Below are 26,492 nucleotides of genomic sequence, written 5' to 3'. Positions count from 1 at the left end.
GCTTAGTAACCCAAACCCTTGCGGCTGTCATACTCGGCCTGCGGGTTGTCCGCGGGCGTGTAGAGCTTGGATTCGGTGATGATGAACTTCTCCGGCGTCGTGCCTTCGCCCAGATAGGCGGTGAGGGCGTCGAAGGCCGGGCCGGCCATGTTCGGGGTCAGTTCGACCGTAGCGTTGGCCTCACCGGCGACCATCGCCGCGAAGATATCCGGAACCGCGTCGATCGAGACGACGAGGATGTCGGTGCCCGGCTTCAGCCCTGCGTCCTTGATCGCCTGGATGGCGCCGACGGCCATGTCGTCATTGTGGGCATAGAGCGCGCAGATGCCCTTGCCGCCGTTCTCGGCCTTCAGGAAGCCTTCCATGACTTCCTTGCCCTTGGAACGGGTGAAGTCGCCGGTCTGGCTGCGGACGATCGAGATGTTGGCATGGCCCGCAATGGCTTCCTCGAAGCCCTTCTTGCGGTTGATGGCCGGGGTCGAGCCGACGGTGCCCTGGAGCTCGACGACCTTGCAGTCCTTGTCGGCGACCTTGTCGACCAGCCACTGGCCGGCAACGCGACCTTCCTTCACCTGATCGGACGCAACCGAGGTCAGGTACAGGTCTTCGGGCGCATCAACGCCGCGATCGAGCAGCACGACCGGGATGTTGGCTTCCTTGGCTTCGGCCAGCACTTCGTCCCAGCCGGTGGCGACCACCGGAGCGACGAGGATGGCGTTCACGCCCTGTGCGATGAAGCCGCGGATCGCCTTGATCTGGTTTTCCTGCTTCTGCTGGGCGTCGGCAAACTTCAGGTCGATTCCGCGCTTTTCGGCCTCGAGCTTGGTCACCGAGGTCTCGGCAGCGCGCCAGCCGGATTCCGAGCCGATCTGCGAGAAACCGACCGTCAGGTCGGCCGCCAGGACGCCCGAGGTCAAAGCGGTAGCGATGCTCGCCGCGACGGCGAGCCGGGTAATGAATGTCACGATGTCCTCCCTTTGCGGCGAGGTGCTTTCACCTTCGCGGCAGGAGAGTCGGTACCATTAGTACTATTATATGTAAAGATGCTGTTCGAACCCTCGTTGGCAGGTATGGCAACCTCAGGCTGCCCTAGACTCTCCCACCATTTTGGCCGCTATCGTAGCCACAATCGTGGACGCTACCCGCAGCCGGGTTCTTCGCGTTCCCTCTTCTGGCCTAACGCGGCCCTAACACGGCATTGGCTAGGGAAGCCGATCGGCTTGAGGTGGTGGACCGGGTGCGCGTACTGGTTGTTGAGGACGAACGGCAGCTCGCGGACACGATTGCCGAGGGGCTGCGGCTCCACGCCATGGCGGTGGATGTCGCCTATGATGGCGAGGCCGGCCTCGAGCGGGCTGAGGTCAACGCGTATGACGTCCTCGTCCTCGACCGCGATATTCCGCTCATTTCAGGCGACGAAGTCTGCGCGGCGCTGGTTCGATCCGAGTCACAGACCCGTATCCTGATGCTCACGGCGGCGACTGCCATCGCGGAGCGCGTTGCAGGTCTCGGGCTGGGGGCTGACGACTACCTGACCAAGCCGTTTGCATTTGCCGAGCTTGTCGCGCGCGTCCAGGCGCTTGGGCGGCGGGCGCGCCCCGCCATTCCGCCGGTCCTCGAACGGGCTGGCATCCGCCTGGATACGCACCGCCGCACAGTGCAGCGCGGCGATCGGCCGGTCGACCTGTCGCGCAAGGAATTCGCGGTGCTCGAGGAACTGATGCGGGCCGATGGCGGTGTCGTCTCCGCCGAGCAGCTTTTGGAGAAGGCCTGGGACGAACAGATCGATGCCTTCACCAACGTTGTCCGTTTCACGATGATGAACGTCCGGCGCAAACTCGGCGATCCCGCCGTGATCGAAACCGTCCAGGGCGTAGGATACCGCCTCAAATGAAGATCCTCGGCTTCCCTTGGACCATCCGCACGCGGCTGAGCCTCCTCTACGCCGGCGCGTTCTTGGTTGCGGGCGTGGCGCTCATCGTTGTCATCTACCTCTATCTGGGGCAGGTGCTCGACCGACAGTTCATCGTGCGGCTCAGGGATCTGGGCGCGCCGGGAGAACTGCCGCCGCCCGATATCATGGAAGAAACCAATCGGCTGCGGGTACTGGTCCAGCAGGGGCGGTTCAATACGCTCGATACGATGCTGGTGGTCTCTCTCGGATTGGTGGGCATCATGACGATCGTCGCCGATATTATCGGCTGGCTGGTGGCGGGACAGGCGCTTCGGCCCCTCCGCGAGATCACCGCCACCGCACGCCGCGTCGCCGACCGGAGCCTCCATGAGCGCATCGCCCTCACCGGCCCCAAGGACGAAATCAAGGATCTCGCCGACACGCTCGACGAGATGCTCGAGCGGCTCGATCGATCCTTCGATGGTCAGCGTCGCTTCGTCGCCAATGCCTCGCACGAACTCCGCACGCCGCTCACCATCACCCGCACGCTGATCGAGGTCGCCTTGCTCGATGCGGACGCCGACGCCAAGGTCAAGCAGCTCGGCACCACCCTCCTCGCCGTGAACCAGCGTCATGAGAAACTGACCGACGGCCTCCTGACCCTCGCGAGCAGCGAACACCGGGCCGCGGATTTCCATCCGGTCGATCTCGGAGAGATCGCTGAACACACCGTCTCGGAGCTGCGCCCCATCGCTGACAAGGCCAGCGTCGTTCTCCAAACCGACCTTCGGCCGGGGATCATCATGGGCGACGCTTTCCTCCTCGAGCGGCTGATCCAGAACCTCATCGAAAACGGCATCCAGTATAACCTGCCCGCGAACGGCTGGGTCCGCGTCGCGACGGCGACAGCCGGGGACGGCGCCGACCTCGTCATCGAGAACACCGGCCCGATCGTGCCGGCCTACGAAGTCCCAAACCTCTTCGAGCCATTCCGCCGGCTAGCCGCGACCGAGCGGTTGGCGGGCGCTGCCCGTGGCACGATCGTCCGCGGGGCCGGGCTCGGTCTCTCCATTGTGCGCTCGGTCGCCCATACGCATGGCGGCGAAGTACAGGCGACGCCGCGCGAAGGCGGCGGGCTTATCGTCCGCGTGCGCATTCCGGCAGCTCGCGAGGCGGCCCTAACGGCCAGCTAATGCGCCGTTTTGTATCTCGTCACTCCCCAAGACGGAGACGTGACGATGATTGCCCCAAGACTCCTTCTCATCCTGCGCGCGGGCCTCACGGTCGCGGCCATCGCAACCTCTGCGGCCATTGCGGCGCAGCAGCCGCCGGCTGACCGCGAGGATGTGGCGCTCGCCTATTCCCAATGCATGCGCGACAACGGCTATACCGAATTTCCCGACCCGACCGCCGACGGAAACATGCGGTTCCTGATCAACCCGGAAAGTGCACCGCGCTTCAAGGCCGCGGCGGCCGCCTGTCGCGATCTCGCTCCCGAAGGTCTTCGCGATCAAGGCATCACACCGGCGGATCTCGACGCTCTGCTGAAACTGTCCCAATGCGTGCGGGAGAACGGCCTGCCGGACTTCCCCGATCCGGACTCCGAAGGGCGGATCGACCCCAAAGGCGTCAGCGCCGGTCCGGACGATCCTCGGCTCAAGGCCGCGATGGAAGCTTGCCGCGACGCTGCCGGCGGCGCCCGGATCATGATCGGGGGATGATGCGCGCCCGTGCCATACTCACCGGCGGCGTGGTGGTTCTCGCCGCCGGTGCCGTCGCGGTCACCGGCCTCTTGTGGACGCAGCAGCCGCCACCATCTGCAGCACCCTCGGCAGTTCCGGCTGCGACGGCTGAAGTAATGCGCGGAACGCTCCTCGACACCAAGACCGTGACCGGCACCCTGGGCTATGGCGATCTAAGCTCGCTGCGGCCCAGTCTCGCCGGTGCCTCCGCCATGGTCACCTGGATCGCGCCCGTCGGCTCGAGCATCGAGCGGGGCAAGCCGCTCTACGCGCTCGACGGCCAGCCCGCGATCCTCTTTTACGGCTCGGCGCCCCAGCATCGGACGCTCCGTTTCGACCCGGACACCCCCTCTCCTGTCTGGGTCGAACTTGAAGAGGGCAAGATGGCAGTCGAGGCGGCCGAGCTGACCCTCCGCCTCGAAGAAGCGCGGCTCGCCGACGCCGAGGCTCGTGCGGCGGACGTCGACACACGGCTTCAAGACGCCCTCTCGTCCACCCCCGCCACGCCCGAGTTCATCCAGCTCGCCGGGGCCGTCAGCGCCGCGGAGGCCAAGCTCGGTCGCATCCGCGAACTTTCCGCCGCGGAGCTTGCACCCACCGCGGAAATCGCGACCGCCGAAGCCGAATTCGCCACCGCCCGCGCCAGCTTCGACGCAGCCATTCGCACGCTTCGCAGGGACCTCGCCACCGCCGGCCTCGATGCGGTGACAGCCCGCGTGGCCATCGCCGAAGCCAAAGTGAAGCGCGACGATCTGCAAAGCGAACTTGCGGCGCTCGTCGCCCGTGCATCTGACAATGCCGACGTCGAGCAGCTTGCTGAAAATCTCGCAGCCCTGGGCTATACGGGAGCGCTCCCCGAGCGGGTTCGCGCGTGGCAGAAGTCGGCCGGTCTTCCTGTCACCGGCATCGTGGGCCCCGGCCAACTGGTGGTCGCCGAAGGTCCCGTGCACATCGCCGCGCACACCGCCGGCATCGGCGAGACACTGATCGAGTCCTCAGCCGACCGCGGCTCCCTCGTCACCTATTCCAGCACCGAGAAGCTGGTTGCCGTCCCGCTCGCGGTGGGTGACCAGGCGCTGGCTGCCGTCGGCCGGGCCGTCACCGTAACGTTGCCCGACGACACCGAGGTCGACGGGATTATCTCGGAGGTCGGGTCGGTGGTGACGGACGGTGCCATCGAGGTGACCATCGCGATCGCCGATCAGGCCGCGCTCGGCGGGCTCGAAGTTGCCTCTGTCGACGTCGAGTTCGTGAGCGACAGCCGCAACGATGTGCTCTCGGTGCCGATCGCAGCGCTCCTCGCGCGTCCGGAAGGCGGCTTTGCCATCGAACTGGTGACCGATAGAGCCAGCGCCCTCGTCCCCGTCGATACCGGGCTCTTCGCGGCCGGGAGGGTCGAGGTGACCGGAGAGGGCATCGCCGAAGGCATGCGGGTTGGAGTGCCCGGATGAAGGACCCCATCGTCTCGCTGCGCAACGTCTCGCGGGCATTCGCCGGCGGCGTCTTCGCCCTGCGCGATGTCAGCCTCGAGATCGGCCGCGGCGAGCTTGTCGCCATTGTCGGTCCCTCAGGCTCGGGCAAGTCGACGATGCTCAACATCATCGGCACGCTCGACCGTGCTAGCGTGGGCCAGGTCGAGATCGACGGGCTCGATGTGTCAGAGCACGGAGACGACGACCTGTCTGCATTGCGTGCGCGCCGCATCGGCTTCGTGTTCCAACACTTCCACCTGTCACCCGGCGTTTCGGCGCTCGACAATGTCGCGGACGGCCTCCTCTACACCGGCGTTGGGCTGAGCGAGCGTCGCGAGCGGGCAGAGGCGGCCTTGCGCCAGGTCGGCCTCGGTCATCGGCTCGACCATCGCCCCCACCAGCTGTCCGGAGGGGAAAAGCAGCGGACGGCAATCGCACGCGCGCTGGTGCGCCGCCCGATGCTGCTGCTTGCCGACGAGCCGACGGGCGCGCTCGACAGCGCCTCGGGTGACGGTGTGGTGCAGTTGCTGCTCGATCTGCACCGGGAGGGCACCGCAGTGATCGTGATCACCCATGACCGTGAGCTCGCGGCGCGCTTCGACCGGCAGGCATCGATGCATGATGGGCAGTTGGCGGACGACCGAAACCGGGTGCGACGTGACCACTGTTGAGCCGGCAAAGCTGCTGGCCCTCGATGTCGTACGGCTCGCAGTGTACGGGCTGCGGGCTCGACCGCTCCGGGTCGTACTCTCGGCGCTTGGTATCGCCATCGGCATCGCAGCGATGATCGCGGTGGTCGGAATCTCCACCTCGAGCCGCGCCCAGCTCAACCAGCTGCTTTCGGAGCTTGGCACCAATCTCCTGAACGCCGGCCCGGGCACCTCGATGTTCGGCGAAGCCGCGACGATGCCATCGGAGTCGATTGCGATGATCGGACGCATCGCTGAGGTCGAGGCCGTGAGCGCCATCGGTCAACTTGCGGATGCAAAGGTCTATCGGAGCGACCGCATCCCCGAGACGCAGTCAGGCGGGATGGCCGTGTTTGCCGCCCGCCTCGACCTGCTCGAGACGGTTGGCGCACGGATCGCCGGTGGTGCGTGGCTCAACGAGGCTACTGCAGAGTACCCGACCGTTGTCCTCGGGGCCCGCGCTGCCACGCGCCTCGGCATCGGCAACAATCTCATCGGCCAGCCGATCTGGCTCGGCGGCCGCTGGTTCACCGTGGTCGGGATCCTCGAGCCGGTGTCGCTCGTGCCGTCACTTGACCTTTGCGCGCTGATCGGCTGGCCGGCCGGTGAGCGTTACCTCGACTTCGAGGGCGACATTACCACCCTGTATGTTCGTACCGACCCTGCAGCAGTCGAGGCGGTACGCGATCTCCTCGCGAGCACCGCCAATCCCGAGCAGCCGAACGAAGTCGACGTGTCTCGCCCCTCCGATGCCCTCGCAGCAGAGGCCGCGGCGGACATCGCTTTCACCGGCCTTCTCCTCGGCCTCGGCGCGGTGGCGCTGCTCGTCGGCGGCATTGGCGTCGCCAATACGATGGTGATCTCCGTGCTCGAGCGGCGCGCCGAGATTGGCCTCCGGCGCTCGCAGGGGGCAACGCGGGGTCACATCCGCATCCAGTTCTTCGGTGAGGCGCTGCTGCTGGCGCTGCTCGGCGGCGGCAGCGGCATCGTGATCGGCTGGCTGGTGACGGTTGGCTATGCGCAGCTACAAGGCTGGCCAGTCGACATCCCCCTCTGGGTCGCCGCCGGCGGCATCGGCGCAACGCTGCTCATCGGCGGCATCGCCGGCCTCTACCCCGCCATCCGAGCCGCCCGCCTTGCCCCGACCGAGGCGCTGAGCGCGGGTTAGCACCAGAGCGGACGTTGAGGCCAAGCCATCGAGCTCTCACGTTCCCGAACTCACCCCATCCATCTCGATTACTCCCTTTATCAGCCCGTGCTTCTGCGTTGCCCAGGTCGGGATGTTGCGGGCCGCATCTGCGAGCGTCGTCCGATGGGTGATCAACCGCTCGACCGGTATCCGGCCGTTCCGAATGGCACGCATGACCCGCTCGAAATCCTCCGACGTGGCGTTGCGGCTGCCCAGGAGAGACATTTCCTTGCGGTGAAAGTCGGGGTCGGCAAACGTGATGGTCTCCCGGACTACGCTGACCAGCACGTAGGTCCCGCCCTGGGCGACGAAGTCGAAGCCCTTTTGCATCGAGGCCGCGTTTCCGGTGGCGTCGAAGACAAGGTCGTAGCCTTCCCCGGCGGTCAGCGATGCCGCTGCCTCGAGTGCCCCCTCCCCTCCCTGGAGCGGTGATGCGCCGGCGATCTCCCGTGCTACTGCCAGCCGTGAAGGATCGAGGTCCATGACCGTGACAGCGACACCCGAGATTGCCGCGAACAGGCTGAGACCGAGGCCGATCGGACCAGCCCCAATCACCAATCCACGCTGACCGGCCTTCGCTCCCGAACGACGGACGGCATGTGCGCCGATGGCCAGGAACTCGACCGCCGCACAGGCATCGATGCTCAACCCTTCGGTAGCAATCAGGTTAGCCGCCGGCAGCGATAGCAGCGACGCCATTCCGCCGTCCCGGTGGACGCCAAGCACCGAGATGCGCACGCAGCAATTGGGCTTGCCGGCTCGGCAGGCGACACAGATGCCGCACGAAAGGTATGGATTGACGACGCAGACTTGGCCGGCGCGAAAACCCGACCCCGGCGGCGCCTCCAGCACCTCCACCGCGAGTTCGTGTCCCATGACCCGCGGATACTCCAGAAACGGGTGCTTGCCTTCGTAGATGTGATAGTCCGTGCCGCAAATGCCGACCCTGAGCGGTCGAACCATCACGTCCCCCTCGCCGCGCGGCGGCGCCGGCCGGCTCTCGAGCTCCAGCACTCCGGGTTCGCGACAGACCAGCGCCTGCATATCAACTGCTTCCGTTTGTAGAAGATCGGCTGGAACAGCGAGGGTCGGAACTGGGGAGAACCAGGTTCCGACCCTCGCCGCGGGTCACTGGAACTGGGCCATGTTGTCCTTGGTTACCAGTGCCGCACCCGAGTCGATGAGGGATGGGACCTCACCGCCGCGGATAGCCTTGACGAGGGCATCGACGCCGAGTTCGGCCATCTTGGTCGGGAACTGCGCGACCGTCGCGTCCTCGATATCCGCCGTCAGGGCTTCCGCCTCTCCGCAGCAGAAGTCGAAGCCCACCAGCACGATCGCGTCGCTTGCGATGCCGGCGTTCTTGATTGCCTGCGCGGCTCCTGCGGCTGGAGGGCCACAGGCAGCATAAATCGCCTTCAGATCCGGATTGGCGGTCAGCAGATCCTGGGCGACGTTGATCCCCAGCTCTTCCGTGCAGTTGGTGCCGCCACGCCCGACGATATTGACCTCGACGCCCTTGAGGCCCTCGAGCATGCCGTTGACACGATCGTCCAGGGCCGGGACCCCGGGAACGCCCTCCAGGATGCCCAGTGTGTCGCCGTTCTTGAGCACTGTCTTCAGGTACTGGCCGGCGATCACGCCCGCGGCGTAGTTGTCGGTGGTGGCAAGCGACGTGCGGCCCTTCCAGTCCGGGATGTTGTTGTCCATCAGAACAATCTTCACGCCCTGGGCGATGGCCTTGTCGAGCGCCGGTGCCACCGTGGGATCGACTGGGGTCAGGGCGATGCCCTGCACGCCCTGCGTCACCATCGACTCGATCTGGGCGATCTGGCCCTCGATGTCGGTGGCCGATGTTCCTTGGCCGTAGATGATCTCGACGCCTGGATTGGCCTCGGCGTAGGCCTTGGCTGCATTCTCCATGGTGGCGAAGAACGGCACCGGGAACTTGGTGATGAACCCGATCTTCACGTTATCCGCCGCTGCGACCGGTCCGCAGGTCGCGGCAGCGATCGCCAATCCTCCCAGTAGTAGTTTGAGCTTCATTGGTCTTCCTCCCTTCGGACCGCCTCGGTTGAAGCGCTCCCTCCACTCGATCCCCTCGGATCGATCCCCTAGGCCTCGGCTCCGACGATGAGTGAGACCAGTTCGTGCTGATTGGCTTTGCTGGGCTTGAGCTCCCCGACCTTGCGCCCCTGCCGCAGCACGACGGCGCGGTCGGCAAGCTCGATGACATGTTCCATGTTGTGGGTGATGAGGATCACGGCGTTACCCTCGTCGCGGAGTTGCGCGATCAGGTCGAGAACCTTGCGCGCTTCCCTGAGGCCGAGCGCGGCGGTCGGCTCGTCGAGGATCACGACCTTGCGGGCGAACACCGTCGCCCTTGCCACCGCGATCGCCTGGCGCTGGCCACCGGACATGAGCGCTACCGGCGCGTCGAACCTCGGCAGCCGCACCTTGAGCCGGTCGATCACCGACGCCGCCTGGCGATCCATCTCCCGCGTGCTCAGGAGCCTCAGGCCGCGCGGCAGCCAGCTCGGGAACGAGAGTTCCCGTCCGCAGTAGAAGTTCTGCGCCGGGGTCAGGTTGTCGAACAGCGCGAGGTCCTGGTAGACGGTCTCGATGCCCGCCCGGCGGGCCGCCGCCGGGTTGCGGATCGCGGTCGGCTCGCCATCGAGCAGGATCGCGCCCCCATCCAGCGCGTGCACACCGCTGATGCATTTCACCAAGGTGGACTTGCCCGCCCCATTGTCGCCGAGGAGCGCCAGCACTTCGCCGCGGTAGGCCTCGATGCTCACGCTCTTGAGTGCGTGCACGGCGCCGAAGCGTTTCTCGGCATGGTTCACGGAAAGAACCGGCGAGGCGGACGTGGCGGCGCTCATGACGCCCTCCCCGACTGCATGACGCGCACCCGCGCTTCCAGGTGGTTGCGCAGCACGTCCGCCTCGACCGCCACCACGATGATCGCCCCGATTGCGATCATCTGGAAGAACACGTCGACATTGAGCAGGTTGAGGGCGTTGCGGATGACGCCGATCATCACCGCGCCGACAAGGGCGTGACCAATATGGCCGCGTCCTCCGAGAAAACTTGCGCCTCCAATGATCACTGCGGCGATGGTGTCGAGCTCGAGCAGGTTGCCGTAAAGCGGCGAGCCCGCCTCGGTACGGCCGGCAAGAACTATGGCGCCGATACCCGCGCATATACCCGAGATGACATAGACAGAGACGAGCACCCATTTGACCGGGATGCCCATCTGCACGGCCGCTTCGGGCTTGCCGCCCACCGCGTAGATCCAGCGCCCCCAGACCATGGCCCGGGCTATGAAGAGTGCGGCAGCAGCGACGCCGAGGACCACAAAGAAGGAATTGGGGATGCCCAGGGTCGAGCCGCCGCCGATCGCCGCGATCGCCGCCGGCATGCCGCGCATGGTGGTGTGGCCGATCGCCAGTTCCAGCGCGAGGCCACGCGCGATGCTCAGCGTCGCCAGGGTAATGATGAAGGGATGGGGCAGCCGGCCGAAGACATAGACGAGCCCATTCACGGCCCCCACGAGCGCCCCGCTCAGAAGCATCGCCGCCATGACCAAGGGCGCAGAGTCGGCAACTCGGAAAGCGAGCCCGCCGATCACCGTTGCCAGCGCGAGGTTGGCGCCCACCGAAAGATCGATACCGCGTGTGAGCACGACGAGATGCTGCCCGATGGCGACGATCGCGATTACGGCGGTCTGGGCAACGATGTTCCCAATGTTCACCGGCTTCAGGAAGTTGGGGGTCGCCAAGCTGATGACAACCACGAGAACCGCAAGAATAAGCACCGGGCCAAAACCCAGCAGCTTCAGCGCGACGGCGAGAGCTGAACCTTCAGCCGCCGACCGGGTACGTACCTCAGCGGTATCTGCGCGCGGTCCCTCTTCCACGAGCACAGTCCCCTCCCATATGTTCATTATGTACAAAAAACTTCCATTTACAGAGATCGTCAAATTGTTTTTTATAGGTTGCAGAACAACTGCTGGGGGCTGGGGAACGTGAAGACCGATACTCTGTTCAAGCGTACGTTCAACGACGCCCTGGTGTTGATGGCTGAGCTGAGGGAAGGCGATCCGATCCCTTCGGAGCCGGTGCTGGCCGCCAGGCTTGGGGTCAGCCGTACAACGGTGCGCAAGGTCCTCGCCGCGCTGGGCGATCAGGGGATGGTGCGCGGCACTGGACGACTACGCTTCGTCCGCAGGGTGGGACGCCAGGCCTCCCCGTTTCCCGAGGCTGAAACTGTTCCCACCTCCGTCCAGGTCGAAAAGCAGTTCATGGAATGGATGGTACGCGGCGATGCGAGGCCCGGATCGTTGATCAACGAGCTCGAGTTGGCGCGGCAATTCGGCGTCGCCACAACGGTCATCCGTGAGTTCCTGAACAGCTTTCAGCGCTTCGGCCTGATCGAGCGGCGGCCGAGCGGCGGTTGGGTTCTGCAGGGGTTCACCGGCGGCTTTGCGCTGGAGTTGTTCGAGATACGAGAAATGTTCGAGCTGCGTTCGGCAAAAGCCTTCGCCGGGCTACCGGAGGCCTCGCCGCTTTGGCGCGAGCTGCGGCAGCTGCGTGAGGAGCATGTTGCGCTGCTTGGAGAAATCGACACCCGCTTCCACGACTTCTCCAGTCTCGACAGTCGGTTCCATCGCCTGGTCAACGCGGCCCTTCCCAACCGCTTCATCGATGGGTTCTACGACATCATCACGCTGATCTTTCACTACCATTATCAGTGGAACAAGAAGGACGAGCGCGAGCGCAACGAGGTCGCCATCCGCGAGCACCTCAACTACATTGACGCGCTGCTGAGCCGGTCGCGCGCGACCATTGTCTCCGCCTGCCGCGCCCACATGACCTCAGCCAAACAGACCTTGATCCGTTCGACCTCCGACGCGGCGACGGCCTAGTGCTGGCGGCCAGCGGGCTGGAATTCGCCCGCTAGACGGAGAAGTCAGCCCTTCACGGCCCCACCGGTCAGGCCCGAGATGACGTAGCGCTGCGCCAGCAGGAAGAAGGCGATTGCCGGCATGATGGACAGCGTGAGGAAAGCGAGGATGCGCGGCCAATCCGAGCCGAATTGGCCCTGGAACTGCATGATGCCGAGCGGCCAGGTGTACTTGTCCTCGGAGTTGAGGACGATCAGCGGCAGAAGGAAGCTGTTCCAGCTGCTCACGAAATTGAAGACGCTCACCGTTGCGATGATCGGCAGGCACAGCGGCAGCGTGACGTACCAGTAGATGCGGATATAGCCGCAATTGTCCATGCGAGCCGCGTCGATCAGCTCCTTGGGCAGTTCCTTGAAGAAGTTATGAAAGAGCAGCACGGCAAAGGAGACGCTGAAAGCCACCTGCACGGTGATGATGCCCCAGTGGCTGTCGAGCATCCCCAGGTCGCGCATCTTGATGAACAGCGGCAGGATGCCGGTCGCCGACGGAAACAGCAGGCCCAGCATCAGATAGCCCATGACGAACTTGCGGCCGAAGAACTTGATGTGGGCCAGCGCGAAGGCCGTCATCGAGGCCACAAGCGTTGAGAGCACCACCGTGCCGGCTGCGATCAGGAACGAGTTCCACAGCGACGAGAAGTAGCGCGGACCGCCGAGAATCTCGACGAAGCGCACCGGATCCCAGCTCGCCGGCAGGCCGAACGGGTTTACCCGGAGCTCCCCGATCTCTTTGAAGCCGCCCAACGCGGTGGTGTAGAACGGCACGATCACGAAGGCCGCGACGACCAGCAGCGAGATCCACTGGACCGCGGAGATGACGGGGCGGCGTTTCCGGTTTGCGGCGGCCATCAGTTCTGCTCCACCTTGAAGAGAATGCGACGATAGGCGAGCGCCACGACCACGCAGGCGATGAAGAGCAGCACGCTCACCGCGCCCCCGAACCCGAGCTTCATGCGCAGGATGCCGAACTGGTAGAGGAACGTCACGATGGTGTGGCTGGAATGGGATGGGCCGCCGTTCGACAGCGGAATGATCAGGTCGAACAGCTGCAGCGCACCGGTAACGGCGAAGAACACCGAGATAACGATGGCCGAGCGGATCATCGGGATCTTGATGTGCCGCACGATCTGCCAGCGCTTGACGCCGTCCAGCCGCGCCGCCTCGATGACCTCGGACGGAATGGACTGCAGCCCGGCGATATAGATCATCATGTGGAAGCCGAAATACTTCCAGGTGATCACCAGCATGATGGCCGGGATGACCCAGGTCTTGTCGCCGAGCACGAACGGCATCTCGATGCCAATGGCGTTGCCGATGGCCGGCAGCAGGCCGTAATTGCCGTCGTAAACGAACTTCCAGATGAGCCCCGCGGCGACTTCGGCCAGCATGAAGGGCAGGAAGAACAGCGTGCGCATCACGTTGATGCTGACGGCGCGCTCGGCCAGCGCGATGGCGCACCACATGGCGAGCGGCAGTTGGACCAGCAGGGAAACGGCAACGACGATCAGGCTGTTGCGGACCGCGGTGCCGAAGTTCCGGTGCTTGAGCACGTCGACGTAGTTATCGAAACCGACGAAGTCGGTGATCGGGCCGTAGCCGTTCCAGTCGAAGAACGAGAAGGTCGCCGCGTCCACCATCGGCAGCACGACGAACAGCGTGAAGAGGATGAGCGCCGGCGGCAGGAACAACAGCAGCGGCACGAGGCTCTTGCGTTCCATGTAGCGACGGCGACGTTGCACTACGGGCAGGGTCGAGGTCGCCGCGTCGGCTATGCTGGTCACTGGATGATCCTCCCTCGAAGTCCGCCTTGTGGTCCAAGGCGAGGAGACAAACGCCGGCGGCGCATTCGATCTGAAGCTCGCGCGGGGCGAGCCGGAAAAGGCCTGCCGCCTAGAGCGACTCGTCCACGGCTTCCTTGATCAGCTCAGCCGCTTCCTGGGCGCTGATCGAGTTGCCGGCGAGCTCGGCCGAGACGTCGTTCACCACACCGCCCACATTCGGGCCCAGGGCCTGATCGAAGAACAGGGCATGCCAATGGGCGCTGCCGATGTCTTTGGCGATCTGCACCTTGAACGGGTTGGTCATGCCATCGGCCGCGCCCTTGGCGATCGGGATGTAGTAGGCGGCTTCGGCGTATTTCTTCTGCACTTCGGGAGAGTTGAAGTACTCCACCCACTTCACCGCGGCGTCCGAGGCGTTCTTCGAGAAGAGGATGCCGCCCAGGCCGCCAAGCGTGTCGGTGGGATCACCCTTGCCGCCTTCGATGGTCGGGAACGGCAGGATGCCGAGCTGGTCGTCCGGAATGCCCTGCTTGTTCGCCGAGTTGTCCTTCATGGCGCCGTAGTCCCAGTCACCCATCAGGTGCATCGCGGCCTTGCCGTCACCAAACAAGCCCGAGGCGTCGCCATAGCTGGCGGCCAGGAACCCCTGCTGCCAGGGGTCGAGCTGGGCCAACTGCAGGAAGTACTCGCCCGCCTTGACGAAATCCTCGCCGGCGAAGCCGTCGCCCTCACCACGGGCAGCTGCCTCGAAGCCGTCCTTGCCGGCCAGCCGCACGACGAGCTTGGACCACCAGAAGTGGGCCGGCCACTTGTCCTTGGCGCCGACGGCAATCGGAGTGATGCCGGCATCCTTGAACTTCTGCACCCCTGCGAGGAAACCCTCCCAGGTCTGCATGCTGGCGGGATCGACGCCGGCCTGCGCGAACAGGGGCTTGTTGTACCAGAGTACGACCTCGCTCACATCGCGCGCGACGCCGTAAATGTGGCCATCGGGCGCGGTGAAAGCGGAAACACCGGCCTGGCCCTGATTGTCCTTGGCCTCCTGGGACAGCACGTCCTCGACCGGGCGCAGGAAGCCGGCCTTGGCCTGCTCGTAGAACACGCCGCCGCCCCACGAGTGGAACACGTCGGGCGCATCGGCCGACTGCAACAGTGTGGTCAGCTTGGCCTTGAACGCTTCGTTCTCGAGGAACGGGAGCTCGACCTTGATGTCCGGATTGGCAGCCATGAAGTCGGCTGCGATCTGGTTCAACAGCTCCACCTCGGCCGGGATGGATGTGATGTGCAAGTGTTTGACGACGGTCTGGGCCTGAGCTGGCAAAATGGCGGCCATAGCCAGCATCGCGGCAAGCGCAATACGCTTCATGGTTTCTCCTCCTGTCCTCGCGGCGGCCCCCTACCCTCATCGGTCTTTTCGAGCCGCGGCAGTGAGGCGTTCCCGCCATCACCACTTGATACTTTCTACGCATCCCTTATTAAAGGCGCAAGAGGAACGTACCTCAGAAATGAGCGAGCGCGGTGAACGCGGCAGCTAACTAATTGAAATGATTGGCAAACACGGCACATCTGGACGTCTTTTCGCCAGTACACCGTGCACTTCGCCAGACATTTTGATATGGTATGCGCACTAATTCACTTTCGCCGTTGGAGAGTCACCTGGTCGTCAAAATCGCAGACCCGCTGCTGATGCGTGAGATCAACAAGTACCATGTGCTGGAGACCATCCGGTGCCATGGACAGATTTCGCGCGTCGAGATCTCCGAACGCACGCTGCTGAGCGGCACCACGGTGTCGGCGATCACCGGCGCACTGATCGAAGAAGGCTTGATCGACGCCATCCACACCCAACCGCACAACGAGGCGCAGCGAGGCCGGCCGCGCGTGCTGCTCGGCCTCGTGCCTGATGCTGCCTATGTTCTCGGTATCAAGATTTCGGAGAGCGTCACCACCGTAACGCTGGTCGACTTCCGCGGTGAGCTCGTCGCCTCGTCGCAGCTGCCGATCCGAATGGCCCGCCAGCCGGCAGACGTGATCACTGACATCATCGAGGATGCGCTCACCGACTGCGTCAACAAGTCGGGCATCGATCGCAGCCGGATCAAGGGCATCGGCATCGGCGTGCCGGGACTGGTCGATCCGCGCTCAGGCAAGAGCTACTCGAGTTCGGTTTTCGGCGAGCGTGAAATCCCCATTGGGTCGCTGCTCAGCGAGCGCACCGGATTGCCGGTGAAGCTTGAAAAGCCCGCAAATCTGCTGGCGCTGGCCGAAAGCTGGTTCGGCTATGCGCAAGCCGAACGAACCTTCGCAGTCATCTCCCTCGACCAGACGGCGAGCCTGGGCCTGTGGATCGAATCCGATCTGCACCGCGGCGCCAGCACGCTCGGCCCGACGTTTGGCCATATCAAGGTGGGCGGCGCTGGCCAGCCCTGCGAATGCGGTCAGGTCGACTGCCTGAACGCCTATGTGAGCGATGCCGCCATGCGGCGAGAGGCGGCTGCGCGACTCGGCGAAGGTTTCCTCGATAGACCGCTGGCGCGGACGGACATCATGGGGGCGCTGGCCGAGGCGAGCGATGCCGGCGTCGAGGCGGCACAGTCGGTGATCGACGCACAGGGTGCACGGCTCGGCCTCGGAATTTCCTACGTCGTCAACCTCATTAACCCCGAGAAGATCATCGTCGCGTTCGCGTCCTCGCGTTATGGCGAACTCGTTGCGCCGGCGCTCGAGACAGCCGTCGCGGCCAATAGCTTCCGTGCGCATCTCGCAACGACGCAGCTCATCTTTCACACGCTCGACGACCAGCTTTGGGCGCGCGGCGCTGCCGCCCTCATGCTGCGGGACATCTATAGCGCCCCATGGACATCTGCCTATCAGGAGGAAAGAAAATGACGAAGTCTGCGCTGATCGTGTGGGGAGGATGGGATGGGCACACGCCTGAGCAGAGTTCGCGCCTCGTTGGCTCGATGCTTGAATCACATGGCTTTGCCGTCGACATAGAACCCACCACCGAGGCTTTTGCCGACGAGTCCCTCAGCCAGTACGACCTGATCGTTCCGGCCATCACCATGTCGCGGATCGAGCGCGAGGAACTCACCAACCTCCTCGCTGCGGTACGCAGCGGCACCGGCCTCGCTGGCTTCCATGGCCTCATGTGCGACAGCTTCCGCAACGAGCCCGACTATCAGTTCATGACCGGCGGACAGTGGGTGGCGCACCCGGGCAACATCATCGACTACGTCGTGAACGTTGCGAAGTCAGACGACCCGATCATGACCGGCGTCGGCGATTTCCCCTACCGCTCGGAGCAGTACTACATGCACTTCGACCCGAGCGTCGAAGTGCTCGCCACCACCACGTTCTCCGGCGAGCATTTCGACGAGATCGACGGAGTGGTGATGCCGGTGGTCTGGAAGCGCCGCTACGGCAAGGGCCGCGTCTTCTATTCGTCGCTGGGCCATGTCGCCGACGAGTTCCAGGTCCCGCAGATGCGGACGATCTTCGAGCGCGGGGCCCTCTGGGCCGCGCGCTGAACACCACGCTAACCATCGCAAGGAGGAGACGATGGCTGAACTTCAGCTGCGGAGCATCAACAAGAGCTTCGGCGCAGTACAGGTGATTCACGATGTCAGTCTCGATATCGGCAACGGTGAGTTCGTCGTCTTCGTGGGCCCGTCAGGCTGCGGGAAATCGACGCTGTTGCGCACTATCTCCGGACTCGAGGAACCGACTGCCGGACAGGTTCTGATCGGCGGCGAAGACGTCACCGACTACGATCCTTCCGAGCGCGGCGTCGCCATGGTCTTTCAGTCCTACGCGCTCTACCCGCACATGACTGTCGAGGAGAATCTCGGCTTCGGGTTGCGCATGGGGGGCACGCCCAAGGATCAGGTCTCGACGCGGGTGAATGAAGCCGCCCGCGTCCTTGAACTGACCGAGCTTCTGGAGCGCAAACCGCGCCAGCTCTCGGGCGGCCAGCGCCAGCGCGTCGCCATCGGCCGCGCCATCGTCCGGCAGCCAAAGGCCTTCCTCTTCGACGAGCCGCTCAGCAACCTCGACGCAGAGCTCCGGGTGCAGATGCGCATCGAAATCGCCAAGCTGCACCAGCAGCTCGGCGCCACCATGGTCTATGTGACCCACGACCAGGTCGAGGCCATGACCTTGGCGGACAGGATCGTCGTGCTGCGCGCCGGCCGGGTGGAACAGCAGGGAAGCCCGATCGAGCTCTATGACAACCCCGACAACACCTTCGTGGCCGGTTTTATCGGGTCGCCGCGGATGAACTTCCTAGATGGGACCATAGCGGCCATCGACGGGCAGGAGTTGACCGTCTCGCTAACCGCGTTCGATGCCCCTGCCCTCAAGGTAAGGCGACGCGGCGGCGGTGGTGCGGTGGGCGACGCGATCAGCGTCGGCATTCGGCCTGAGCATTTCGCCGACGTTAGTCTCGGCGGGCCGACGCTGACGGCCAAGGCTCAGGTGGTCGAGCAGTTGGGCGGCGTCTCCTACGTCTATGCCGCGGGTAAGGACGACCAGACCAAGGTAACGATCCAGCAAAAGGGCCACTCCCGCATCAGCAGCGGTGCGCTGATTGAGGTGGGCATCGAACCCGGCGCGGCAATGGCCTTCGACAAGGCAGGGTTGCGGCTGTAGCCACCTGAATAGTCGCAGGGCCGAGCATCTCGCCCGGCCCTGCATCTTGATGGCTTAGAGACCGCCACCACCGTGCAGCTTTCGGACCTTCTCCGCAGCGTCCTTTGCGGCCGCCTCGACGGTCATGGTGCCGGTGAGAGCATTTTGCATCATGTCCGGAACAATGATGTTCATGATCTCAGGCGCCTCCGGCAGGGCCGGGAACGGGATGCCGTTGGGCAGCATCGATGTGGTGACGTCGAGGAACTTGATGGTGTCGAGGCGTTCCTTCATCCACTGCGTCTTGAAGCCGTTGACGTTGCCGGGGTTTGACCCCGCCCAGGCCAGCTTCAGCGACCATTCGGGGCTGGTCCACATGCAGATCAACGCCTTGGCCGCAGGCTCATCGACCTTGCCGCCCTCGACGTATTGGGATTTGACGATGTGGATGTTGGAGCCGCCGAACACCACGGCGCGCTTGCCATCGGGGCCGGTGGGGATCAGGCCGTAGCGCATGTTGTCGAGCACGGTCTGGGCCACCGCCACGTCGCTGCCGGTCGCTTTGCCGGCGAGTTCGACCATCTTGGCGTACTCGGACGGGTGCGAGATCATCATCCCGAGCTGGCCGGAGATGAACGGCGCCTGGTTTTCACCCTGGGTGTTGGTGAGCGCCGAAACGGGCACCGACTTGTCCTTGACGTACATGTCATAGGAGGCCTGCAGCGAGCGGATGGAGGCCGGGCTGTCGAGGCGGACTTCGCCGTAGGTGGGGTTGGGGTCGGCTTCGTCGAAGACGCCGCCGCCATAGCCCCAGAGCTGCGGCATGTAGCGATAGGGCGTATTGCCGGCGTTCTGCTTGGCGACGAGACCGTAGCCGGCGATGCCGAGCTTGTCGTGGATCTGCTTGGAATAGGCGACGACGTCGTCCCACGTGGGGGGCGGGTTCTCCGGATCCAGGCCCGCGCGCTTGAAGATGTCGGCGTTCCAGATGAACGCCATCGTCTCGTTGTTGGTGGGAATGCCGTAGACCTTGCCGTCCCAGGTTACCGCCTTCATCGCGCCGGGCCAGAAGTCTTCGGGCTTGTAGCCAACGTCTTCGGGCTTCAGCTCTTCGAGATAGCCCTTGGCCGCAAACTCGGTGCCGCCCAGGATCTGCAGGCGGATGGCCATTGGAGCGGAATTACCGAGGAGCGCGGTGCGGAACTTGTCGAGCAGCTCGTTATAGGTGATGCCCTGCTCGGTAAGCTCGATGTTGGGGTATGTCGCGCGGAACGCCGCGAAGAAATCGCGGTAGTTGTCGCGCATGATCTGCGGATCGGCTTCGAAGATGCCCTGGTACCAGAAGGTCAGCTTGCCCTTGTAGTCGGTCGGGGTGACCGAGTTGCAGTGACCGACGGTATCGAACGTCTCGGTGCCTGCGATCGATCGCACGTATTCCGGCGACCATTTGCTGATGTCGATTCCCCCGGCGAAGGCCGTCGAGGTAAGGCTTGCCGCCAGGCCAGCCGCTGCCACGCCGTGCGCAAGCGCGCGGCCAATTCCGTGTTCTGACATGAATTTCCTCCTCCACCCGCGGCCTGCGCCCCTCGCGCAGATCGAGAATGACTGTCCGGCAACCTGCCGGCTACGCAATTAACGCCTCGTTTTTGGGACAGGCAACAAGGATTTTGCAAAATTTCATCCATCTCTCTAGAAATTTGGCAAGAAACCGGCAAAGCTGAGCCGCTACCGAACGCACGGATCGACATTGATGAGAGAGTTCAAGGCCCGCCCCCCCGTTGGCATCGACCCGACCGGCGTGTCGGAAGAAGGGGCTCTGGTCTACGGACTGATCCGCGATGACATCATCTCCGGCCGCCTGGAAGCCAACTCGCGGCTGGTGGTGGCGGAGCTGTCGGAACGGCACAAATCACCGGCAAATGCGGTGCGAGAGGCGCTGCAGCTGCTGCGCTCGCAAGGCTTCGTGCTGATCGTCCACAACAAGAGCGCGCGCGTCCGCCCGATCGACCAGGACTTCGTGCGGGACGTCTACGAGATCGGCGTGCTGATCGAGCCCTCGATGGTTCGATGGTTCGTGGATATGGCCACCCCGGCCGATATCGCGGAACTGGAACGCATCCAGCACCTCATCGAGGCCAACAACTTCGCCGACCCGATCCTGCACAGCGAGCTCGATACGCAGTTTCATACGGTCATGTATGAGCGCCACTACAACCACCTCGCTGCCGAGCTCTGGTGGAAGCACCGCGAGGTACTGCGCGCCTTGGGACGGCGCTACAGCTTCACCCTTTCCCGCCGCGCCCAGGTGATCCGCGATCACCGCGAGCTCATCAGGCTGGTCAAGGAAGGTGACGCCGCGAGGGCTGCGGACTTGATCGCCCTGCATGTGGATGGCGCGGGCCGACATGTTCTCGAGCAGATGCGGGCGGCCACCTCGGCGCGCGCTGGCTGAGGCCAATTCTTCGCATGCGAGGGGCATGCACAGGTTTTTGAGGGAACGATAATGAAGATCACGGGCGTCCAGCCCTGGCTGGTCAAGGCCAGCACCTCGTATTGGGGCGAGTACCTGTTCGTCGAAGTGACGACCGACGAGGGCATTTCCGGCTGGGGCGAGATCACCTCGACCACCAAGATCGCCAACCGGGCACTGTGCGCCATCCTCCGGCAGATCGGCGGGCAGATCGCCGGTGAGGACCCCAGCAAGATCGAGCGACTGTGGCACAAGCTGTTCCGCAGCTTCACCTACATGGGCAGCCGCGGCGCCGCCTGCGAATGCGTGAGCGCCATCGACATCGCGCTCTGGGACATCCGCGGCAAGGTGCTCGGACTGCCGGTCTACGAGCTGCTGGGCGGTGCGGTGCGCGACGAGATCTCGCTCTACACCCACCCCGACCAGAGCAAGTTCACCTCCGACGAAGCCGTGGTGGCCGAGATCACTGACATCGTGAAATCGGGCCACAAAGCGTTGAAGTTCGACCCATACCCTCACCAGCGTGGGGGCAACGAGCAGCGCGACGGCTATCTCGACGGCATGATGACCCGCGCGGACGAGCGCAAGGCCGCCGACCTCACCGCGCTGATCCGCAAGACCGCCGGGCCTGATATCGAGATCCTGATCGATGCGCATGGCCGCTTCGACGTGCCGACCGCGATCCGGCTCTGCCGCTCGCTCGAGGAAGCCGGCCAGATCGACTGGTTCGAGGAGCCGGTGCCACCTGAAAGCTATGGGGCGTTGCAGCAGGTGCGCGAGAAGGTGAACGCCGCGATCTCGGTGGGCGAGCGGGCCCACACCAAGTGGGACTTCGTGGCGATCCTCGAAAACAAGCTCGCCGACTACATCATGCCCGACGTCACCTGGACCGGTGGCATCACCGAGATGAAGAAGATCGCGACGCTGGCCGAGGCCTTCTACGTCCCGATCTCGCCGCACGACGCCGGTGGCCCGATCAATGTGCTGGCCGGCGCGCACGTGATGATGACGGTGCCGAACTTCTACCGGCTCGAGACCTCGCGCTGGGATCTGTCCGGATACAACGAGCTCATGCACACCCGGCTCGACAACTCGAACGGCGCCCTCAAGCTGCCTCGCGTGCCCGGGCTCGGCATCGAACTCGACCGGGACTATCTCGAAGCGAACAAGATCGAGCTGGCCTGACAGCCGGACCAACAAGCTTCGCACGGCACTTCGGCGCGAGGCGAGCCAAGCAAGCATCGACCGGGATCGATGCAGCGTCCTGGGGAGGGACCGATATGAAGATCACCGGCATCGAGACCGTCGTCGTCAACGCCGTGCACCGCAACTGGATCTTCGTCAAAGTGCTGACCGACCAGCCGGGCCTCTGGGGCTGGGGCGAAGCGACCCTGGAGTGGAAGACCCGGGCGGTGAAAGGCACGATCGAAGACCTGTCACCGTTTCTCATCGGCCAGGATCCGATGCGGATAGAGCATCTGGTCAACACCATGACACGCTTCAGCTTCTGGCCGCTGGGCTCGATCGGCCTCACCGCCGTCTCGGGCATCGAGCACGCGCTGTGGGACATCAAGGGCAAGGCGCTGGGTGTGCCCGTGTGGCAGTTGCTCGGCGGCAGGGTGCGGGACAGCGTCCGCGTCTATACCCATCTCAGACGCGGCGACTCCACAGCGCGAGTGCGCAATACCGATATCAGCCGCTTCTGCGACGCGGTGCAGGAGACGGTGGAGATGGGCTACAACGCCATCAAGCTCGGCTTCGTCCCCTACACCGGCTATGACGCCCCCCTCCCCGCTGTCAGGCATGTCGAAAAGCTCGCCTCGGCGGTGCGTGAACGGGTTGGTGACGGCGTTGAAATCATGACCGACTTCCATGGCCGGCCGGACTCGCTGGATGCGGCGATCGCCTACATCAAGGCGATCGAGCCGATCAAGCCGCTGTTCTGCGAGGAAGTGATCCAGCCGGACGACACCGCCGGGATGGCCGACATCGCGCGCCGCGTCGACTGCCCGCTGGCGACCGGTGAACGGCTATTCACGCCACGCGAGTTCGCCGAGGTCGCCCACACCCGGGCAGTCGCATACATTCAGCCGGACCTTGCGCACTGCATCGGTTTCACCGGCGGACGCAAGATCGCGGCCATTGCCGAGGCAGCGCATATGGGCGTCTGCCCCCACAACCCGATGGGCCCGGTGGCCGGCGCCGTTGCACTGCAGTTCGACGCTGCCACGACCAACTTCGTCATCCAGGAAGAGGCGGTCGGCATCGTGCCGTGGTTCGAGGAAATCTGCTCGACCTACCCGCTGAACCTCGTCGATGGCGCATGGGCCATACCGGAGGGTCCGGGCCTCGGCATCGAAATCGACGAGAAGGCTGCCGCGCGCCACCCGTTCGCGCAGGAGATCATACCCGCTACCGAATCCGTCCTCGCGGATGGCCGCATCGCCAATTGGTGAGTTTGATCAGATGCCAGGTATGCAAGGCGGGACACCGCCCCTCCTGCATACCTGGCGCATCACATCGCCCCGGGCTAGCGGTACCTCACCTGGTTCCAGCGATGACCGAGCAGCGAGAGGATGATGATCAGCCCGTAGAAGAACTGCACGTAGAAGCCCGACAGTCCGGCACCCACGACTCCTGACTGGATGAACGACACCGTGAAGCTGCCGATGGCGCTGCCGATAATCGTGCCGATGCCGCCCCATGGCGCCGTGCCGCCGACGAACACCGAGGCGAGCGCGGGGAGCAGATACCCGTCACCGGAAGTCGGCCACCAGGTGTAGTTGATCATCACGGCGGCGACGCCAGCCAAGGCCGCGCCAAGGCCGACGAACGCGAAGGTCTTCAGCCGCACCAGCTTGATGTTGATGCCCATCTGCTGCGCCGCGTCAGGGTTGTCGCCAACCATGTGCACATGCACGCCGAAGCGGTGCCTGTTGTAGATGAGCGAGCAGATCACCACGAACAGCAGGGCCCAGAGTACCTGCACGGGAATGCCGAAGAACTGGCCGCCGAAGATCTGGAAGGTCAGGGTCTTGGGCAGGCCCACCAGGGCGATCGACTTGCCCTCGGTGTTGATCTGGATCAGCCCCCGCAGCATGAAATTCATGCCCAGTGTGGCGATAAGCGACGAGAGGTTGCAATAGACGACGAGCCAGCCAACGCAGAGCCCAAGCACGAGGCCCGTCAGTACGGCCGCGATGATGCCGAGAAACGGATCGTACCCCGCCTGCACCACCAGCGCGAAAACCCACCCGGCCATGCCGATGGTCGCCGGAAAGGAGAGGTCGATTTCGCCCACCGTCACCACATAGACCAGTGGCACGACGACGAAGAGGACGACGGGAAGGCCTATGAGGACGGCGCGGTACATGTTCCACTGCGAGAACACTTCCGGGTTGCCGACGAAGAAGCAGGCAAGCATGACCACCAGCACGACGAACGAACCGATGGCCGGCCGGTGGTCGATCAGGAAGCGGCGAATTCTGGACCGGTCGGCGTGCTTGCCCTCGGCAACGCGACGGACCTTGTCCGCATCGAGGGCTTTGGCCAGCGACTGACCGTCACGGTTGGCTGTATCAGTCATACTGTCCCTCCTGTGGACTCAACGCCGGCGCCACCCGGATGGGCAAGCTCCTCCATGAAGCGGACAAGGGCTTCCGCCGAGCCGAGTTCGGCCTTGGTGGCCTGCAGCGCCACGCGCCCGCGATCGAGCACGACGAAGCGATCGGAAATATCGAACACGTGGTGGATGTTGTGGCCGATGAACAGGATCGAGCGGCCCGCTGCCCGGGCCTGCCGGACGAAATGGAAAACCTTGGCCGTCTCGGTGAGCGAGAGCGCCGTCGTCGGCTCGTCCAGGATGATCAGGTCGCTTTGGTTGTACATTGCCCGGGCGATGGCCACGCCCTGGCGCTCGCCACCGGACAACTGGCCGACAATGGAACTCGGGCCGAAGACCTTCGAGGTGAAGCCGATCTCGCGCATCAGGCGCTCGGCCTCTTCGCGCTGCTTCCGGACCTTGAGAAAGCCGAGCGGGCCCACCAGTTCGCGGCCCATGAAGACGTTCCAGATGATGGTCTGCTGCACGGCCAGCGCGCGGTCCTGGAACACCGTCTCGATGCCCGCCTCGCGCGAGCGTGCCGCGTTCCAGTTCGAAACCGGCTCGCCGCGCACGAGGATCTCGCCCGTCGTCGGTCGAACCGCGCCTGCAAGGATCTTGATGAGAGTGGACTTGCCGGCGCCATTGTCGCCGACGAGGCCGACGACCTCGCCCTGGTCCACGTGAAGGTCAACTCCGCCAAGGGCGTAGACCTGCCCATAGGACTTCTTGATGTCCTTGAGCTCGATAATGCGATTTTGCACGATGCCCTCGCTGCAAATGATGGGCCGGGGCCCGGCCGGAACCGGACCCCGCCGCCGGGAGCCCTTAGCGAAGACCTTCCTTGGCCAGGTCCGCAACAGCTCCGTAATTGTCGGGGGTCACGAAGCCGGCACCGGTATCCACATTGATTGAGCCGAGGCCGTAGACGACCTGCTGGCAGAGCGACAGGATCGGCATGTAGCCCTGCAGGAACGGCTGCTGGTCCGAGGTCAACTGCACCCAGCCGTCCTTGAACGCCTCGACGATCTGCGGGCTGGTGTCGAAGCCGATGTTGATGATGTCGCCGGCATTCTTGCCTGCCGCCTGCATGTAGGTGGCGGCGTTACCGAGCGGCTGGCCACCCGGATAGGCGATGATCTTCACATCGGGGTTGGCCGTGACAGCCGCCGTGATGACTGGAATGCCCACGTTTGGATCCGTGCCCAGGCCTTCCGGACTTTGCAGCTTCACGACCTTCAACCCAGCCGCCTCGAATGCCTCGAGTGTTCCGAGTTCGCGTTCGGCGCGTTCGATCTGCGACCAGTCGCTCATCACGATGGCAACATCGCCGGCCTTGAGGCCGAAGCGGCGGATGGCTTCCTCACCCAGGGCCTTGCCCTGCGGCTTCTGCTGGGCCCCGACATAGCCGCCGCCGAACTTTGCGGTGACCGCGTCGACCGGCACGTTCTGGTACATCATCTTGATGCCCGCGGCGGAAGCTTCTTCGGCCAGCGGCATGATCGCGGCATTGCCCGGGTGGCCCATCATGGCGATGCCGTTCGGGGCAGCGCCGATGGCCTCGCGGAGCTGCTGGATCATCTTTTCCGAGCTCCAGCCCGAGAACACGTAGTCGACCTGAGCGCCCGTATCCTTAGCCGCCTGGACGGCGCCGTTGTAGACGATCGATGCAAACGCATCGCCCTCGGCGCCACCGGCAAAGAACCGGATCTTGACGTCGCTGCACCAGTTGTCGCGCAGCGTTTCCGCCATGGCGACGCTCGTCAGGCTGGCGATGGTGACCGTTGCAAAGGCTGCTGCGGTCAGTGTCTTCAGAACAATCCTAGTCATAGTCACGTCCTCCCTTTCGTGCTGTGCACGGTTTTGCGTGCCGGCTCCCCCGCCGGCACCACTCATCAGCTGGCGCGTCGAAGCGAGGGATCTCCGCCCTCGTATTGGGCGGTGACGTCGACGAAATCGCCGCCGCGGCTATGCTTGAGATAGTTGAGCGCCCTGACCTGTCCGGTCATTTCGAGCGCGTCGCGATAGACCGGGTCATGCCAGCCTTCGATGTCGATCGA

The 26,492-nt window shown here is 64.4% G+C and carries 25 protein-coding genes and 1 pseudogene; 13 read left to right on the top strand and 13 right to left on the bottom strand.

From position 1 onward, the window contains the following. Window positions 1–2 precede the first annotated feature (2 nt). The gene (gene ytfQ, locus AC1DWU_RS03260; RefSeq protein WP_477148534.1) at window positions 3–965 is read right to left on the bottom strand and encodes a galactofuranose ABC transporter, galactofuranose-binding protein YtfQ; all 963 of its coding nucleotides are present in this window, start codon (window positions 963–965) and stop codon (window positions 3–5) included. Window positions 966–1,237: 272 nt separating this feature from the next. Between ytfQ and AC1DWU_RS03255 the strand changes: the two genes are divergently transcribed. From AC1DWU_RS03255 to AC1DWU_RS03230, 6 genes are read left to right on the top strand one after another with little or no spacing between them, the layout of a single operon-like run. Beyond that, complete coding sequence (locus AC1DWU_RS03255; RefSeq protein ID WP_477148533.1) at window positions 1,238–1,894, top strand: response regulator transcription factor; 657 nt, start codon at window positions 1,238–1,240, stop codon at window positions 1,892–1,894. Continuing rightward, a complete protein-coding gene (locus AC1DWU_RS03250) occupies window positions 1,891–3,087 on the top strand; it encodes a sensor histidine kinase (RefSeq protein WP_477148532.1) in 1,197 nt (398 codons plus the stop codon). Before AC1DWU_RS03255 ends, AC1DWU_RS03250 begins: the two co-directional genes overlap by 4 nt. Before the next feature lie 39 nt (window positions 3,088–3,126). Further along, window positions 3,127–3,615, top strand: coding sequence for a hypothetical protein (locus AC1DWU_RS03245; protein ID WP_477148531.1), 489 nt, complete (start codon window positions 3,127–3,129; stop codon window positions 3,613–3,615). Next, window positions 3,612–5,087, top strand: coding sequence for a peptidoglycan-binding protein (locus AC1DWU_RS03240; RefSeq protein WP_477148530.1), 1,476 nt, complete (start codon window positions 3,612–3,614; stop codon window positions 5,085–5,087). The genes AC1DWU_RS03245 and AC1DWU_RS03240 overlap by 4 nt, the downstream gene beginning before the upstream one ends. Beyond that, on the top strand, window positions 5,084–5,779 hold the full coding sequence (locus AC1DWU_RS03235) for an ABC transporter ATP-binding protein (RefSeq protein ID WP_477148529.1): 696 nt from the start codon (window positions 5,084–5,086) through the stop codon (window positions 5,777–5,779). Before AC1DWU_RS03240 ends, AC1DWU_RS03235 begins: the two co-directional genes overlap by 4 nt. Next, window positions 5,766–6,965 carry an ABC transporter permease gene (locus tag AC1DWU_RS03230; RefSeq protein ID WP_477148528.1) on the top strand — a complete coding sequence of 400 codons (1,200 nt, stop codon included), beginning with the start codon at window positions 5,766–5,768 and terminating at the stop codon, window positions 6,963–6,965. The genes AC1DWU_RS03235 and AC1DWU_RS03230 overlap by 14 nt, the downstream gene beginning before the upstream one ends. 36 nt (window positions 6,966–7,001) lie before the next feature. On the opposite strand, the gene AC1DWU_RS03225 is transcribed toward AC1DWU_RS03230, so the two are convergent. The 4 genes from AC1DWU_RS03225 to AC1DWU_RS03210 all read right to left on the bottom strand — a co-directional run bounded on the left by AC1DWU_RS03225 (window position 7,002) and on the right by AC1DWU_RS03210 (window position 10,968). Further along, the gene (locus AC1DWU_RS03225; RefSeq protein ID WP_477148527.1) at window positions 7,002–8,030 is read right to left on the bottom strand and encodes a zinc-binding alcohol dehydrogenase family protein; all 1,029 of its coding nucleotides are present in this window, start codon (window positions 8,028–8,030) and stop codon (window positions 7,002–7,004) included. Window positions 8,031–8,114: 84 nt separating this feature from the next. Then, window positions 8,115–9,032 (bottom strand): sugar ABC transporter substrate-binding protein, encoded by a 918-nt coding sequence (locus AC1DWU_RS03220; protein ID WP_477148526.1) that lies wholly within the window; start codon window positions 9,030–9,032, stop codon window positions 8,115–8,117. Between the two features lie 68 nt (window positions 9,033–9,100). After that, window positions 9,101–9,868 (bottom strand): ATP-binding cassette domain-containing protein, encoded by a 768-nt coding sequence (locus AC1DWU_RS03215; protein WP_477148525.1) that lies wholly within the window; start codon window positions 9,866–9,868, stop codon window positions 9,101–9,103. Further along, window positions 9,865–10,968 (bottom strand): ABC transporter permease, encoded by a 1,104-nt coding sequence (locus tag AC1DWU_RS03210; RefSeq protein WP_477148524.1) that lies wholly within the window; start codon window positions 10,966–10,968, stop codon window positions 9,865–9,867. Before AC1DWU_RS03210 ends, AC1DWU_RS03215 begins: the two co-directional genes overlap by 4 nt. Window positions 10,969–11,013: 45 nt before the next feature. Here AC1DWU_RS03210 and AC1DWU_RS03205 point away from each other — a divergent pair, with 45 nt between their 5' ends. Next, window positions 11,014–11,913, top strand: a complete 900-nt coding sequence (locus AC1DWU_RS03205) for a GntR family transcriptional regulator (protein ID WP_477148523.1) — start codon at window positions 11,014–11,016, stop codon at window positions 11,911–11,913. A 44-nt stretch (window positions 11,914–11,957) separates the two neighbouring features. On the opposite strand, the gene AC1DWU_RS03200 is transcribed toward AC1DWU_RS03205, so the two are convergent. From AC1DWU_RS03200 to AC1DWU_RS03190, 3 genes are all read right to left on the bottom strand, one after another. Continuing rightward, entirely contained in the window at window positions 11,958–12,800 is an 843-nt protein-coding gene (locus AC1DWU_RS03200) for a carbohydrate ABC transporter permease (protein WP_477148522.1), read from the bottom strand. After that, window positions 12,800–13,669, bottom strand: a complete 870-nt coding sequence (locus AC1DWU_RS03195) for a carbohydrate ABC transporter permease (RefSeq protein ID WP_477149050.1) — start codon at window positions 13,667–13,669, stop codon at window positions 12,800–12,802. Before AC1DWU_RS03195 ends, AC1DWU_RS03200 begins: the two co-directional genes overlap by 1 nt. Before the next feature lie 172 nt (window positions 13,670–13,841). Next, the gene (locus tag AC1DWU_RS03190; RefSeq protein ID WP_477148521.1) at window positions 13,842–15,098 is read right to left on the bottom strand and encodes an extracellular solute-binding protein; all 1,257 of its coding nucleotides are present in this window, start codon (window positions 15,096–15,098) and stop codon (window positions 13,842–13,844) included. 320 nt (window positions 15,099–15,418) lie between these two features. Here AC1DWU_RS03190 and AC1DWU_RS03185 point away from each other — a divergent pair, with 320 nt between their 5' ends. From AC1DWU_RS03185 to AC1DWU_RS03175, 3 genes are read left to right on the top strand one after another with little or no spacing between them, the layout of a single operon-like run. Beyond that, window positions 15,419–16,621 (top strand): ROK family transcriptional regulator, encoded by a 1,203-nt coding sequence (locus AC1DWU_RS03185; protein WP_477148520.1) that lies wholly within the window; start codon window positions 15,419–15,421, stop codon window positions 16,619–16,621. Then, window positions 16,618–17,262, top strand: coding sequence for a ThuA domain-containing protein (locus AC1DWU_RS03180; protein WP_477148519.1), 645 nt, complete (start codon window positions 16,618–16,620; stop codon window positions 17,260–17,262). Before AC1DWU_RS03185 ends, AC1DWU_RS03180 begins: the two co-directional genes overlap by 4 nt. A 31-nt stretch (window positions 17,263–17,293) precedes the next feature. After that, a complete protein-coding gene (locus AC1DWU_RS03175; protein WP_477148518.1) occupies window positions 17,294–18,382 on the top strand; it encodes an ABC transporter ATP-binding protein in 1,089 nt (362 codons plus the stop codon). A 54-nt stretch (window positions 18,383–18,436) separates the two neighbouring features. On the opposite strand, the gene AC1DWU_RS03170 is transcribed toward AC1DWU_RS03175, so the two are convergent. Continuing rightward, window positions 18,437–19,915 (bottom strand): ABC transporter substrate-binding protein, encoded by a 1,479-nt coding sequence (locus tag AC1DWU_RS03170; protein WP_477148517.1) that lies wholly within the window; start codon window positions 19,913–19,915, stop codon window positions 18,437–18,439. 196 nt (window positions 19,916–20,111) lie between these two features. Between AC1DWU_RS03170 and AC1DWU_RS03165 the strand changes: the two genes are divergently transcribed. The 3 genes from AC1DWU_RS03165 to dgoD all read left to right on the top strand — a co-directional run bounded on the left by AC1DWU_RS03165 (window position 20,112) and on the right by dgoD (window position 23,287). Beyond that, the gene (locus tag AC1DWU_RS03165) at window positions 20,112–20,813 is read left to right on the top strand and encodes a GntR family transcriptional regulator (RefSeq protein ID WP_477148516.1); all 702 of its coding nucleotides are present in this window, start codon (window positions 20,112–20,114) and stop codon (window positions 20,811–20,813) included. A gap of 51 nt (window positions 20,814–20,864) precedes the next feature. Then, window positions 20,865–22,016, top strand: coding sequence for a mandelate racemase/muconate lactonizing enzyme family protein (locus AC1DWU_RS03160; RefSeq protein ID WP_477148515.1), 1,152 nt, complete (start codon window positions 20,865–20,867; stop codon window positions 22,014–22,016). Window positions 22,017–22,111: 95 nt separating this feature from the next. Continuing rightward, the gene (gene dgoD, locus AC1DWU_RS03155) at window positions 22,112–23,287 is read left to right on the top strand and encodes a galactonate dehydratase (protein WP_477148514.1); all 1,176 of its coding nucleotides are present in this window, start codon (window positions 22,112–22,114) and stop codon (window positions 23,285–23,287) included. A 74-nt stretch (window positions 23,288–23,361) separates the two neighbouring features. Here the strand turns inward: dgoD and AC1DWU_RS03150 are convergent, their stop codons facing one another. From AC1DWU_RS03150 to AC1DWU_RS03135, 4 genes and pseudogenes are all read right to left on the bottom strand, one after another. Further along, entirely contained in the window at window positions 23,362–24,417 is a 1,056-nt protein-coding gene (locus tag AC1DWU_RS03150) for an ABC transporter permease (protein WP_477148513.1), read from the bottom strand. Beyond that, window positions 24,414–25,196 carry an ATP-binding cassette domain-containing protein gene (locus AC1DWU_RS03145; RefSeq protein WP_477148512.1) on the bottom strand — a complete coding sequence of 261 codons (783 nt, stop codon included), beginning with the start codon at window positions 25,194–25,196 and terminating at the stop codon, window positions 24,414–24,416. Before AC1DWU_RS03145 ends, AC1DWU_RS03150 begins: the two co-directional genes overlap by 4 nt. 64 nt (window positions 25,197–25,260) lie before the next feature. Beyond that, window positions 25,261–26,262 (bottom strand): substrate-binding domain-containing protein, encoded by a 1,002-nt coding sequence (locus tag AC1DWU_RS03140; RefSeq protein WP_477148511.1) that lies wholly within the window; start codon window positions 26,260–26,262, stop codon window positions 25,261–25,263. A gap of 65 nt (window positions 26,263–26,327) precedes the next feature. Then, window positions 26,328–26,492 (bottom strand): annotated as a pseudogene (locus AC1DWU_RS03135) (sugar phosphate isomerase/epimerase); the annotation flags it as partial.

Source organism: Devosia sp. P2_G7 (assembly GCF_056403495.1).
This window is presented reverse-complemented; position numbering and strand designations above follow the sequence as displayed.

Bases quoted from the DNA above. Each gene is read 5' to 3' on its own strand.
- AC1DWU_RS03250 (WP_477148532.1), top strand. From the start codon at position 1,891: ATGAAGATCCTCGGCTTCCCTTGGACCATCCGCACGCGGCTGAGCCTC.
- AC1DWU_RS03240 (WP_477148530.1), top strand. From the start codon at position 3,612: ATGATGCGCGCCCGTGCCATACTCACCGGCGGCGTGGTGGTTCTCGCC.
- AC1DWU_RS03235 (WP_477148529.1), top strand. From the start codon at position 5,084: ATGAAGGACCCCATCGTCTCGCTGCGCAACGTCTCGCGGGCATTCGCC.
- AC1DWU_RS03225 (WP_477148527.1), bottom strand. From the start codon at position 8,030: ATGCAGGCGCTGGTCTGTCGCGAACCCGGAGTGCTGGAGCTCGAGAGC.
- AC1DWU_RS03220 (WP_477148526.1), bottom strand. From the start codon at position 9,032: ATGAAGCTCAAACTACTACTGGGAGGATTGGCGATCGCTGCCGCGACC.
- AC1DWU_RS03215 (WP_477148525.1), bottom strand. From the start codon at position 9,868: ATGAGCGCCGCCACGTCCGCCTCGCCGGTTCTTTCCGTGAACCATGCC.
- AC1DWU_RS03200 (WP_477148522.1), bottom strand. From the start codon at position 12,800: ATGGCCGCCGCAAACCGGAAACGCCGCCCCGTCATCTCCGCGGTCCAG.
- AC1DWU_RS03195 (WP_477149050.1), bottom strand. From the start codon at position 13,669: ATGGAACGCAAGAGCCTCGTGCCGCTGCTGTTGTTCCTGCCGCCGGCG.
- AC1DWU_RS03190 (WP_477148521.1), bottom strand. From the start codon at position 15,098: ATGAAGCGTATTGCGCTTGCCGCGATGCTGGCTATGGCCGCCATTTTG.
- AC1DWU_RS03185 (WP_477148520.1), top strand. From the start codon at position 15,419: ATGCGTGAGATCAACAAGTACCATGTGCTGGAGACCATCCGGTGCCAT.
- AC1DWU_RS03180 (WP_477148519.1), top strand. From the start codon at position 16,618: ATGACGAAGTCTGCGCTGATCGTGTGGGGAGGATGGGATGGGCACACG.
- AC1DWU_RS03175 (WP_477148518.1), top strand. From the start codon at position 17,294: ATGGCTGAACTTCAGCTGCGGAGCATCAACAAGAGCTTCGGCGCAGTA.
- AC1DWU_RS03170 (WP_477148517.1), bottom strand. From the start codon at position 19,915: ATGTCAGAACACGGAATTGGCCGCGCGCTTGCGCACGGCGTGGCAGCG.
- AC1DWU_RS03165 (WP_477148516.1), top strand. From the start codon at position 20,112: ATGAGAGAGTTCAAGGCCCGCCCCCCCGTTGGCATCGACCCGACCGGC.
- AC1DWU_RS03160 (WP_477148515.1), top strand. From the start codon at position 20,865: ATGAAGATCACGGGCGTCCAGCCCTGGCTGGTCAAGGCCAGCACCTCG.
- dgoD (WP_477148514.1), top strand. From the start codon at position 22,112: ATGAAGATCACCGGCATCGAGACCGTCGTCGTCAACGCCGTGCACCGC.
- AC1DWU_RS03150 (WP_477148513.1), bottom strand. From the start codon at position 24,417: ATGACTGATACAGCCAACCGTGACGGTCAGTCGCTGGCCAAAGCCCTC.
- AC1DWU_RS03140 (WP_477148511.1), bottom strand. From the start codon at position 26,262: ATGACTAGGATTGTTCTGAAGACACTGACCGCAGCAGCCTTTGCAACG.